The sequence below is a fragment of the Pseudonocardia sp. UM4_GMWB1 genome, from assembly GCF_017312155.1.
GTDB classification, from domain to species: domain Bacteria; phylum Actinomycetota; class Actinomycetes; order Mycobacteriales; family Pseudonocardiaceae; genus Pseudonocardia; species Pseudonocardia alni.
This window is the reverse complement of record NZ_QJPN01000001.1, coordinates 1153467-1165379: the sequence shown is the minus strand read 5'-3', so window position 1 is coordinate 1165379 and position 11913 is coordinate 1153467. Positions and strand designations below refer to the sequence as shown.

Here is an 11913-nt window from a genome sequence, read left to right as displayed (position 1 = left end):
GACACAGGTCGGCCCCGCACCACCTCGGGAGGCGGTACGGGGCCCGACGGGAGCAGCTCAGCGGCGGCGCGCCTTCACCTTCTTCGGCGGCGGCAGGTTGCCCTCGGCGCGCAGCTTCGCGGTGTGGCTGGCCAGCGCGTCGACCAGGGTCGGGACGCGGGCCTCCTCCGGCTGCACGTCGACCCGCAGGCCGAACTCGCGCGCGGTCTCCGCGGTGGCCGGACCGATGCAGGCGACCAGGGTCCGGGCGTGCGGCTTGCCGGCGATGCCGACCAGGTTCCGCACCGTCGACGACGAGGTGAAGCACACCGCGTCGAAGCCGCCGGTCTTGATCGCCTCACGGATCGGCGCGGGCGGCGGGGCGGCCCGGACGGTCCGGTACGCCGTCACGTCGTCGACCTCCCAGCCGCGCTCCTGCAGCCCGGCCGACAGCGTCTCGGTGGCGATGTCGGCGCGCGGGAGCAGCACCCGGTCGACCGGGTCGAGCACGTCGTCGTGCGGCGGGAAGATGTCCAGCAGGCCCTCGGACGTCGAGGACTGGGACTCGTCGATGTCCGGGACGAGCTCGGGCTCGATACCGAACTCGCGGACCTTCTCCGCGGTCGAGCGACCGACGCAGGCGATCTTCACACCGGAGAAGGCGCGGGCGTCGAGGCCGAACTCACCGAACTTCTCCCAGACGGCCTTGACCGCGTTGGTCGAGGTGAACACGACCCACTGGTAGCGGCCGTCGACGAGACCCTTGACCGAGCGCTCCATCTGCGCGGGCGACCGGGGCGGCTCGACGGCGATCGTCGGCACCTCCTCCGGGATGGCGCCGTGCATCCGCAGCCGCTCGCTCATCACCCCGGCCTGGTCCTTGGTGCGCGGCACCAGGACCCGCCAGCCGTAGAGCGCGCGCGACTCCCACCAGGACAGCTCGCCGCGACGACCGGCGGCCTCGCCGACGGTCAGGACGAGCGCGCCCTCGAGGTCGCCGCCGTCGGCGGCGATCCGCCCGACCGACGACGAGATGGTCCGCTGGGTGGAGGTGGTGCCGCCCGCGGTGATCGCGACCGGCGTCTCGTCCGGGACGCCCTGGGCGCTCAGACCGGCGGCGACATCACCGAGCAGCGCGCTCGTCGCGTGCAGCACGACCGGGCCCGGGCTCGCGGCCAGCGCGGCCCAGTCGACGCCCGCGCGGACGTCGGCCTCGACGTGCGCCGACCCGAGCGCGACACCGGCGTAGGCCGGGACCGCGGTCGAGGACGGGACGCCGGGGACGACGTCGAACGGCGTGCCCGAGGCGGACACGGCCATCGCCTCGGCGACGACGGCGTCGTTGGTCAGGGGGTCACCGGAGACCAGCCGGGCCACCGAGCGGCCCTGGCCCGCCTCGGTGAGCAGGTCGCTCGCGATGTCGGCGGGCTGGCCGACGGCCGGGCGCACCTCGGCGCCGTCGGCGGCCAGGGCGAGGATGCCCTCGGGCACGTCCGGGTCGGTGATGACCAGCGGCGAGCCGGCGAGCACGTCCCGGGCGCGCACGGTGAGCAGCGCCGGGTCCCCCGGTCCGCTGCCCACGAAGGCGATCCGCCCCGAGGGGTTGGCAGGTCCTGTCATTGAAGAAACTCCCGAATCAGCGGTTGGCGGGACCACCGGGACCTGCGGGGGGCAGGTCCTCGGCTCCCAGGTCGAGAAGTTCGAGGGCGACCGCGGCCCCGATCTTCTCTGCGTCGTCCATGTCTCCGGTGGCGGAGGCGCGCACCACGTCGCCCCCCGCGATGTCCCCGATCCCCAGCGCGCCGCGCAGCGACAGCCGGTCGACCGCGCGGCCGTCGTCGTCGAGGTCGGAGACGACCTCGGCGAGCGCCCCGACGGGGGTCGTGCACTCGGCCTCCAGGCCCGCCAGCACCGCACGCTCGGCGGTGACGGCGAAGCGCACGCCCCTGTCGTCCAGCACCGCGGCCAGCACCGACACCAGATCGGTGTCGGCGGTGCGGCACTCGATCGCCAGCGCACCCTGGGCGGGGGCGGGCAGCATCTGCAGCGGGTCGATCAGCTCGTCCGCCTCGTCGACCCGGCCCAGCCGGCGCAGCCCGGCCGCCGCGATCACCACGGCGTCCAGCTCGCCGGAGCGGACCTTCCCGATCCGGGTGTCCACGTTCCCGCGGATCGGCAGCACCTCCAGGCCCTGGCCGAGCGCGTGCAGCTGCACCGTCCGGCGCGGGGACCCGGTGCCGACCCGGGCACCACGGCCCAGCTCGCCGAGCACCCGACCGCCGGTGACCAGCGCGTCGCGGACGTCCTCGCGCTCCGGGATCGCCGCGATCGTCAGCCCGTCGGGCTGTGCGCTCGGGAGGTCCTTGTACGAGTGCACCGCGACGTCGATCTCGCCCGCGTACAGCGCGTCGCGCAGCTGCGAGACGAACACCCCCACCCCGATCTGCGGGATCGGCGCCGACGACCGGTCACCGCTGGTCGAGATGGTGACGAGCTCGCTCGGGTGCCCGGCGGCGGTCAGCCGGTCGGCGACGGTCGTGGACTGCGCGACCGCCAGCTTCGACGGCCGCGTGCCGATCTTCAGGACGCTCACGGGATCTGCTCCGGGGGACGGGACCCGATCGACGGCGTGGGGCCGAGCGGGGCGTTCAGGGCTGCGGTCACGTCGCCGCCGTCGACGCTCGCGTCGGAGCCCCGGACCGGGGCCGCGACCGCGGCGGCGGCCTGCGGGTCGAGCTCGAACAGGGTGCGCAGCGCCGCGGCGTAGCTGTCCCCGTCCGGGCCCTCGGCCAGGCGCTTCACCTGGACCGTGGGCGTGTGCAGCAGCTTGTCGACGACGCGGCGGACGGTCCTCGAGAGCTCCTCGCGGACGTGGCCGTCCAGATCGGGCAGCCGGGAGTCCAGGCGCAGCAGCTCGGCGTCGACGACCTCCGAGGCGCGCCGGCGCAGGGCGGTGACCGTCGGCGTGACCTCGGCCGAGCGCTGCCCGGCCAGGTACTGCTGGGCCTCGGCGTCGACCATCGTCTGGGCCGCGGCGACGGAGCCGCCGTCGGCGGTGTCGAGCAGCCGACGCTGCAGGGTGATGAGGTCGACCATGCGCACGCCGGCCAGCTCACCGACGGCCGGGTCGACGTCACGCGGCAGGCCCAGGTCGCACACGACCAGAGGTGAGGTGCGACCGGTCAGCGCCTCGGCGACCGGGGCCACGTCGACGACGTGCCCGATGGCGCCGGTACAGGCCAGCATCAGGTCGGCGTCGCGCAGCTCGTCGGCCAGGGAGTCCATCGGCGCGTAGCGCGCGGTGGTGCCCTGCTCGGCGTGCTCGAGGACCTTCTCCACGAGCCGCTCGCCGCGCTCGGCCGAGCGGTTCAGCACGACGATCTCGCCCGCCCCGGCACGACGCAGGTGCGCGGCGGCCAGCGCGCCCATCGCCCCGGCGCCGACGATCACGGCGCGGGTGCCGCCCAGGCCGACGCCGCCGAGCTCACGGTCGGCATCGCGCAGTGCCTCGGACACCACCGAGGCGCCCGCCTCGTCGATGCCGGTCCCGGCGTGCACCCGCTTGCCGACGCGCAGAGCCTGCTGCACCAGCTCGTGCAGGACCTTGCCGACGGCGCCCGCGGCGTCCGCGGCCGCGTAGGCGCCGCGCAGCTGGCCGAGGATCTGCGACTCGCCGACCACCATCGAGTCCAGGCCCGCCGCCAGCGCGAACAGGTGCTGGACCGCGGAGCCCGCATAGTGCACGAACAGGTGCTCGGACAACTCGCCGATGGGGAACCCGGCGTGGGTGCCGAGGACGTCGGTGACGTCGCCGAGGCCGCCGTGGAACGCGTCCACGACCGCGCAGATCTCGATCCGGTTGCACGTGGAGAGGACGACCGCCTCCTCGACGTGCGTGCGGTCGAGCATCTCCTCGAGAAGCTTGGGCACCTCACCCGGAGCGACCGCGAGGCGCTCCAGCACCTCGACCGGCGCGCTGCGGTGCGACAGGCCGACCACGAGGACGCTCATGGCTCTACGACACCACCGATTCGTTCGTCTTGTCCGTCACCGCGGCGGCACCGGTGTGCCGTCGCGCCACGTGGAACGCGAGGACCTGCAGTTCGACCGACAGGTCCACCTTGCGGACCTCGACGTCGTCCGGGACCGTCAGCAGCACCGGAGCGAAGTTGAGGATGGACTGCACACCGGCCGCCACGAGCAGGTCGCAGACCTTCTGGGCCGCCGGGCCCGGCGTCGCGATCATCCCGATGGTGACGCCGCCACCGGCGCACACCTCGGGGATCTCGCGCACGTGCCGCACCCGGATGCCGTTGATCTCGCTGCCGACGAGGTCGTCGTCGACGTCGAACAGGGTGCTGACCGGGAAGCCGCGGCCGGCGAAGCCGGTGTAGCCGGCCAGGGCGTGGCCCAGGTTGCCGACGCCGACCAGCGCGACCGACTGCCGGTGGTCCATGCCCAGCTCGCCCTGCAGCCGTCCCTGCAGCGAGGTGACGTCGTAGCCGACGCCGCGCACCCCGTAGGAACCCAGGTAGGACAGGTCCTTGCGGAGCTTGGCCGAGTTGACCCCGGAGGCACCGGCGAGCTCCTCGGACGACACCGTCTCGACGCCGGCCTCGCGCAGCTCGCCGAGCACCCGCAGGTACACCGCGAGCCGGGACACGGTGGCCTCCGGCACCGGGCGCGCGGGGCGCTCGCCGTTGCCGTCGGGCGCGGCGGCACCGGACTCGGGCGGCAGGGTCACGGGCCGTCCTCCTCGGGCGTCGGTCGCGGGCGGCCGGGTCCCGGTGCCCGCTCCTGCTCGCGGGGGCTTGATCCGCGGGCGGTCGGTCATCGAAACCGGGCGTGCTCCGGTCGGGGGTGTGCAGGTGCCGGTCACCGGCGCGCTCGTGGCACGCCCGCTCACCGGCCGGACGGGCCGGTCGGGCTGCGGACGGACGAGGCCCGGCGTTCCCGGCGCCGCGGAGGCACCGTGCCACCGGGTCCGGCGACGGGAACCCACGGTAGCCGCTTGTGAAGGCACGCACAAAGTTGCGATCTTGGTCCTCTCCGTGCTCGGCCCGGGCCCCTGACCTGGAACTACCGGTGATCGACGGGCAGGAACCGCTCATCGTGCGACGAGTGCCACGTCGTTCTCCACGACACCACCGTCACGCATACCGTGCGACCACCCGTGACGCACCTCTCCGCCCGGGACGGCGCGACGAGGCCCAGGTCACGGTCCCTCGGGTCACCGCTTCTCAGGTGACCGTCGTTCAGGTCACCGTGACGGTGCGGGTCGGCCGGCCGGTCGCCGCGCCCGGCAGCGGGGAGCGGCGCTCGGCGGTCTGGACGACGCCGTCGCCGTCGGTGGCGCGGCACACCAGGGTGTACCCGCCCGGCGGCAGGTCCAGCTCGGCGCGCCACTGCCGCCAGGTGGCCCCGCCGGACGGCACCGGCGCGAGCTCGGCGGTGACCCAGGACCCGGCCGCGCCCCCGTCCTGCACCCCGACCTCGACCCGGCGGATCCCCCGGGGCACCGCCCAGGCGGAGCCGGTGACCACGACCCGGCCGGCGGGCACGCTCGCGTACGAGGCGGGCGACTCGATCCGCGCGGCGGTCTCCATCGGCCCGGGCGGCGCCCACCCGCGGTCGCGCCAGTAGTCGGCGCGGGCGGCGAAGGTGGTGAACTCGATGTCGGTGACCCACTTGGTGGCCGAGACGTAGCCGTAGAGCCCGGGGACGACGATCCGCACCGGGAAGCCGTGCTCGGGCGGCAGCGCGACCGGGCCGTCCGGTCCGGCCATCGCGACCGCGAGCAGCGCACCGCGGGCCGGGTCGAGCAGCAGCGACGACGGACTGCCCGCCGTCCAGCCGTCGGTGGAGGTGGACAGCGCCTGGTCCGCCGCCGGGTCGGGCGCGGCGGCCGCGAGCAGCGGCGCGAGCTCCACCCCGGTGAACCGGGTGGTGGACACGAGGTCCCCGCCGACGTCGTTGGAGACGCACGCCATCGTCACCCAGCGTTCGACGAGCGGGCGGGCCAGCAGGTCGTCGAGGGTGAGGGTGAGCTCGCGCCCGACCCGCCCGTGCACCCGCAGGCTCCACGACGCCGGGTCGACCGACGGGACCCGCAGCGCGGTGTCGATCCGGTAGAAGTCGTCGACGGCGGTGGTGAACGCGGCCGCGCCCGGCACCTGCGCCCCGGCGGGCAGCGCCGGGGCGGGCGCGATGCGACCCTGCGCGGCGAGCGTCCGGATCCGGGCGGTGAGCGCGTCGCGTTCGGGCCCGATCCGGCCCGAGGGCAGCAGGGGCGCGGCGACCGCGGCCCCGGTGCCCAGCACGACCCCGCCCGCCCCCGCCAGCGCGGTGGTGCGCAGGAACCGCCGCCGGGTCAGCGACGACCGTACGGGCCGCCCGTCGGGCAGCGTCCCGTCCGCGGTCGGGGCGGGGATCCGGGCCGCCAGCGCGTGCAGCCTCCGGAAGACCGTCACCGCGACGACGGCCGCGGCACCCGCCGGCACCATGTCGAGCTGACCGGCGCCCGACGCCGTCGCCGCGGCGACGACACCCAGCAGCCCGAGCGCCGCGAGCCCCCACGCCCCCGGCCACGGCGAGCGGCGCGACAGCGCGCCGAGCCCGGCCGCGGCCAGGGCCAGGACCACCAGCACCCCGGCGACGACGGTGTGGCGGCTGCCGATCCCGGCCCCGACGGTCGCCGCGCCGGCCAGCGCGGGCGGGGTGAGCGCCACGACCTGCTCGGCGACGGCGTTCACCGGCCCGGCGGCCGGAGCGACCAGCAGCGCGAGCGCCTGCCCCGCGCCGACGCCCAGGGCGGCCGCGGCGAGCCCGGCCAGGGCGGTGCGGGCCGCCGGTGCGGTGCGGACCGGCGGGCGGACCGCGCCCGGGGCCCCGCCGGCCGGACCGTCCGAGGCCGCGACCGGGCCGTCGGGGTCCGGGCTCACGGCCGGGCCAGGTCCGCGCGCAGGCGCTCCTCGTCCACCCGGAACGAGTCGTGCTCACGACCGTCGAGCAGCACCACCGGCACCTGGTCGCCGTACTCGGCGCGCAGCTCGTCGTCGGAGTCGACATCGACGGTGTCCCAGCCGGTGCCGGTCTCGGCGCACACCCGGGCCAGCACCTCGGCGGCGTCGTCGCACAGGTGGCAGCCCACCCGGGTCAGCAGTCGTACGCGCATCTCACATCCTCGCCAGTGTCCTTCGGGCGATCTTGCCCGTCGGGGTGCGGGGCAGCTCGTCGGCGAAGGCGACGACCGCGGGCCGCTTGAACCGGGCGAGCCGGGCCGCGCAGTGCGCGGCGACCGTCTCCTCGGTGAGCTCGGCGCCCGCGACCGGCACGATCACGGCCTTGACCGCGGCGCCGGTCCGGTCGTCGGGCACCCCGACGACGGCGACCTCGGCCACCGCGTCCAGCTCGGCGACGACCTGCTCCACCTCGCGCGGGTAGACGTTGAAGCCGTTGACGATGACCAGGTCCGAGGACCGGTCGACGAGGTGCAGGTCGCCGTCGGTGTCGAGGTAGCCGACGTCGGCGGTGACGAACCAGCCGTCCTCGCCCGGGCCGCCGGAGCCGTCGGGCCAGTAGCCGGAGAACAGGTTCGGCCCGCGCACCGCGATCAGTCCGGTGTCGTCGGACGGGTCGGAGCCGTCGTCGTAGTCCAGGTCGTCCAGCGGGTCCGCACCGCGCGGCTCGGGCTCCGGTGCGGGCCTGCGCTCCATCGGCTGCCCGTCGGCATCGACCAGGCGCAGCTCGACGCCGGGCAGCACCTGCCCGACCGAGCCGGGCTTGGCCGGTCGGCTCAGGTCGTTGCTGGTGACGACGGGCCCGCCCTCGGTGAGGCCGTAGCCCTCGTGCAGGTCCAGCCCGCTCGCCGCGCGGAAGTCCGCGAGCCAGCCCGCGGGCAGCGGCGCCCCGCCGGAGGTGCACAGCCGTACCCCGGCCATCGCGGCGCGCAGCCGCTCCGGGCCGAGGTCGAGCAGCATCCGGAACATCGACGGCACCCCGGCGACGACGCTGACCCGCTCCTCGACGACCGTCTCGGCCAGCCGGTCCGGGGAGAACCGGCCGGGCAGCACGACGGTTGCGCCGGTCCAGCAGACCTGCAGCAGCCCGGCGGCGAGGCCGTAGACGTGGAACAGGGGCAGCGCCAGCAGGACCCGGTCGACCCCGTTGACCGGCGCCGGGCGGAGCGCACCCGCCTGCTCGCGGTTGGCCAGCAGCGCGCGGTGCGACAGCTGTACCCCGCGCGGGCGCCCGGTGGTGCCGGAGGTGAACACGACCAGCGCGATGCGCTCTGGGTCGGCGGGAGCCCGGTCGACCGGGGCGTCCGGGACCGGGGCGGCCAGGTCCGGCGGGCCCAGCAGCGTCGCGCCGACGCCCTCGGCGCAGCCGGCCGCGACGGCGTCGTCGGGCCGGGCGACGACCGCGACCGGCCGGGCCTGGTCGAGCACGACCTCGAGCTCGCGGGTCACCGAGCCCGCGCCGAACGGTACGACGACCGCGTCTGCCCGCAGCGCGCCGAACAGGGCCACGCAGTAGCCGGCGCCGTCGGGCAGGCCGATCGCGACCCGGTCGCCGTGGCGGACACCCGCCGCACGCAGCCGGGCGGCCTCGGCGGAGACCGCGGCGTCGAACGCCGACCAGGTCAGCGTGAGCGGCGCCGCGCCGGACAGGTCACGGACGGCGTCGTGGCCCGGACGCTCGGAGGCGTTGCGCGCCACCAGGTCGGCGAGGTGGGTGGGCCGGTCGGGACGGTGGCCCGGCACGGGGTCGGAACTCGGCACGGCGGTCTCCATCCTCGGACCCGCCGGGGCGGGGTCGGCTCGTCGGCACGCGTCGCCGTCAGTGTTCCAAACCCGGCCACGACCGTCGTGTCCCGAGGGACCGCTCACCGCTGTGTACGCCACGTGTCGATTCGGACACGCTTCGCGCACGGTTCGTCCACCGCGCGTATCGGGCCGCTCGCCGGAACGGCACGCGACGAGAGGCGGCGAGTGCGTTGCGCCACTCGACAGACGTCTATGCTCCGCCGCTACATGAAGTTCAACGCGTGAACCGCCGGTTCGTCGCGCGACTCACCCGAGGGAGTGGCATGCAGCTCGACGCCAGCGCGCCACGGCGCACACCGCGCCGCGCCGCGCGGGACGCGCCGGCGGTCCCCGCCGGCCGGGTCGCCCGCCGAGCCGTACCCCGTCCGACCCCCCGGGATCCATGACCCGGCCGATGCGACCGCACCGCCTGCTCCGACAGCAGCGCTCCGAGACCATCCCCGAGACCGTCCGTCCGAACCGGGCCCCCGAACCCGGCCAGGACAGACCCGACACCGTCCGCCCCCAGCCGGACGGGGAGGTGTCCGTGACTTCAGCGACCTCTGCACCGTCCCAGCCGACGGGGCCGATCGCGTCCGCTCCCCTGGTCGACGCTCCCCCCACGTACCCCGCAGGCCCCGCCCTACACCGCCCGGACGGCCGGACCACCCGGTCGGGTCCGCCCGGCCGTACCGAGCAGGACATGCCGATGCCACGACAGGCACCGCAGATCTCGCAGGAGCTGCAGCGCCCGGAGGCCGACCCGGCCGACGAGGCCGCCCGCGCCGTCGAGGACGCGAACAGCTCCTGGGCCCTGGTCGAGGCCTGCCAGGCCGGCGACGCGGCCGCGTTCGGCGAGCTCTACGAGCGCTACCACGACGTGGTCTACCGGTACGTGCTGTTCCGGATGGGCGACCGGTCCTTCGCCGAGGACGTGACGCAGGAGACCTTCGTCCGGGCACTGCGCCGGATCTCCTCGGTCAGCTACCAGGGCCGCGACATCGGGGCCTGGTTCGTCACCATCGCCCGGAACCTGATCTTCGACTACGTCAAGTCCAGCCGGTTCCGGCTGGAGCAGACGACCTCGGAGATCGTCGAGCTGTCGCCCAGCACCGGTGGTCCCGAGCAGCAGGTACTCGACATGGCCACCAACGACGAGCTGCTGGCCTCGATCGCCAAGCTCAACTCCGACCAGCGCGAATGCATCCAGTACCGGTTCCTCAAGGGCCTGTCGGTCGCCGAGACCGCCGAGCTGATGGACCGCAACGAGGGTGCGGTCAAGGCGCTGCAGCACCGCGCGGTGCGTCGTCTGGCGCAGCTCCTCCCGGACGGTCTGCGGTGAGCGGGTCTGCCGCCGGATCAGCCGGAACGCGAGAGGGTGTGTCGATCACTGCGCCGAACGCACTACTCGATGCGGTGAACGGTTTGAAGGCCGTAACCTCGTCCGCGGTCGGTCGTTGTACAGACCGGCGTGCACTGACGGCGCCACACGCGCCGACGAGCAGCGCGAGACTGCAGTGAGGACGGACGGCATGCCCAGGGCATGGGACGACGGGTACCCCGGCGACGACGGTTTCGACCGTGCGCCGGCGGGTGCCCCTGCATCGGAGGAGCTGGCGCACGAGATCGCGCTGGCCGCCGCGCTGGACCGTTCGCGGCGTGATCTCTCGCCCGATCCGCACTCCTCGGCCCGGATGCGGGCGCGGCTGTTCGAGGTGCTGGCCCAGGAGGGCGTCGGACAGCAGTCCGGCGGGTCCCCGTTCGGCGACCGGTTCGACCGCGTCGACCAGGCCGACCTCACCGCGCCGATCGGCCCTCCGATCGCCGACGACCTCGACTGGGACGCGGTGTCCAACCGCCGCGCCGCCGGCGAGCACGCCCCGGCCGCGGACGACCCGACCGGACGCAGCAGCCGTCCGCGCCGCGGCCGCCACGTGCTGCCGTCGGACCACCCGGACCATCCGGAGCAGGTGGGTGCCCCGGCCGGACCGGCCCGCGACGCCGAGGCCGGCCCCGGCCGCGACGACTCCGCCCGCCCGGCGCAGGCCGGCGCCCGGATGCTGGACCGCCGCCGTCCGAGCGTGCGCAAGCGCTTCGGCGTCGTCGTCGGCGGGTTCGCCGCGCTCGCGGTGATCGCCGGCGTGACCTCGACCGCCAGCCGCGACGCCCTGCCCGGCGACGCGATGTACGGCATGAAGCGCGCCAGCGAGAGCGTCGGCGGGGTGTTCACCGTCGGCCAGCAGGCCGAGGCCGCCCGCCAGCTCGACCTGGCCCGCTCCCGGGTCGACGAGCTGGAGAGCCTGGTCGCGCGGTCCACACCGCCGTCGCCGGACGCGGTCGCGTCCGCGATGGGCGACTTCGACCGGGCCACCAGCACCGGCAGCAGGCTGATGCTCACCGGCGCCGGGACCGACGGCGCGGACACCTCCCGCCTGGCCGAGCTGCGGACCTGGGCGGCCGCCCAGTCCGGGCGCATCACCCGTCTGCAGTCCGACCTGCCCGCCGAGAGCCGCGGGGAGACCTCGGAGGCGATCCGCCTGCTGGACCGGGTGCTCTCCCGGGCCGAGGCGCTGCGGGCCGGCACCGGCTGCGCCGCGGACAGCGGCGGCACCGTCGACGACCTCGGCCCGGTGCCCGGCGAGTGCCGCACCGCGGGCGGGCCGTCCTCGGCGCAGGCCGTCGAGCAGTCCGCGCCGGTGACGCCGTCGGAGACCGCGACCGGCACGCCGTCGCCGTCGCCGACCTCCGGTCCGGCGACCTCGACCTCGCAGGCCCCGACCACCTCGGGGTCCTCGCAGCAGGACGGCGGGCTGCCGCTGCTGAACGGTGGTGGGTCGACCACCTCCGACAGCGGGTCGGGCAGCTCGTCGGAGTCGTCGTCGGAGCAGGACCGTCTGCTGCCGCCGATCACCATCCCGCCGCTGCTGCCGGGCCTCGGCCCGGTCACCCTCGGCTGATCCGCTCCGGACACCACGGGTACGGGCCCGGTCCCCGGTGCGTCGACATGTGTCACGTACCGGAGGCCGGGCCCGCTCCCGCGTTCCGGCAGTAGGCTGGGGCCGCGCCCCGATCCCCTCGGGACGCGAGACGCCGTCGCACCAGGAAGGCCGCCGTGGTGAGTGATCCCGGG

The 11913-nt window shown here is 75.5% G+C and carries 9 protein-coding genes; 2 read left to right on the top strand and 7 right to left on the bottom strand.

The window, feature by feature from the left end; genetic code table 11:
* Positions 1 to 57: 57 nt before the first annotated feature.
* From DMP15_RS05695 to DMP15_RS05665, 7 genes are all read right to left on the bottom strand, one after another.
* Complete coding sequence (locus tag DMP15_RS05695) at positions 58 to 1599, bottom strand: uroporphyrinogen-III synthase (protein ID WP_073576567.1); 1542 nt, start codon at positions 1597 to 1599, stop codon at positions 58 to 60.
* 16 nt (positions 1600 to 1615) lie between these two features.
* The gene (hemC, locus tag DMP15_RS05690) at positions 1616 to 2572 is read right to left on the bottom strand and encodes a hydroxymethylbilane synthase (RefSeq protein ID WP_337825523.1); all 957 of its coding nucleotides are present in this window, start codon (positions 2570 to 2572) and stop codon (positions 1616 to 1618) included.
* Positions 2569 to 3990, bottom strand: a complete 1422-nt coding sequence (locus tag DMP15_RS05685) for a glutamyl-tRNA reductase (protein WP_337825522.1) — start codon at positions 3988 to 3990, stop codon at positions 2569 to 2571. Before DMP15_RS05685 ends, hemC begins: the two co-directional genes overlap by 4 nt.
* Positions 3991 to 3994: 4 nt before the next feature.
* A complete protein-coding gene (locus DMP15_RS05680; RefSeq protein ID WP_062403813.1) occupies positions 3995 to 4723 on the bottom strand; it encodes a redox-sensing transcriptional repressor Rex in 729 nt (242 codons plus the stop codon).
* Between the two features lie 511 nt (positions 4724 to 5234).
* Positions 5235 to 6920: a molybdopterin-dependent oxidoreductase gene (locus DMP15_RS05675; protein WP_337825521.1), complete on the bottom strand. Its 1686-nt coding sequence runs from the start codon at positions 6918 to 6920 to the stop codon at positions 5235 to 5237.
* Entirely contained in the window at positions 6917 to 7153 is a 237-nt protein-coding gene (locus DMP15_RS05670) for a glutaredoxin family protein (protein ID WP_073576570.1), read from the bottom strand. The genes DMP15_RS05675 and DMP15_RS05670 overlap by 4 nt, the downstream gene beginning before the upstream one ends.
* A 1-nt stretch (position 7154) precedes the next feature.
* Positions 7155 to 8759 carry a class I adenylate-forming enzyme family protein gene (locus DMP15_RS05665; protein ID WP_304580156.1) on the bottom strand — a complete coding sequence of 535 codons (1605 nt, stop codon included), beginning with the start codon at positions 8757 to 8759 and terminating at the stop codon, positions 7155 to 7157.
* 727 nt (positions 8760 to 9486) lie between these two features.
* Here DMP15_RS05665 and DMP15_RS05660 point away from each other — a divergent pair.
* Complete coding sequence (locus DMP15_RS05660) at positions 9487 to 10125, top strand: sigma-70 family RNA polymerase sigma factor (protein ID WP_062398051.1); 639 nt, start codon at positions 9487 to 9489, stop codon at positions 10123 to 10125.
* A 190-nt stretch (positions 10126 to 10315) separates the two neighbouring features.
* Positions 10316 to 11740 (top strand): DUF5667 domain-containing protein, encoded by a 1425-nt coding sequence (locus DMP15_RS05655; RefSeq protein ID WP_073576572.1) that lies wholly within the window; start codon positions 10316 to 10318, stop codon positions 11738 to 11740.
* Positions 11741 to 11913 lie beyond the last annotated feature (173 nt).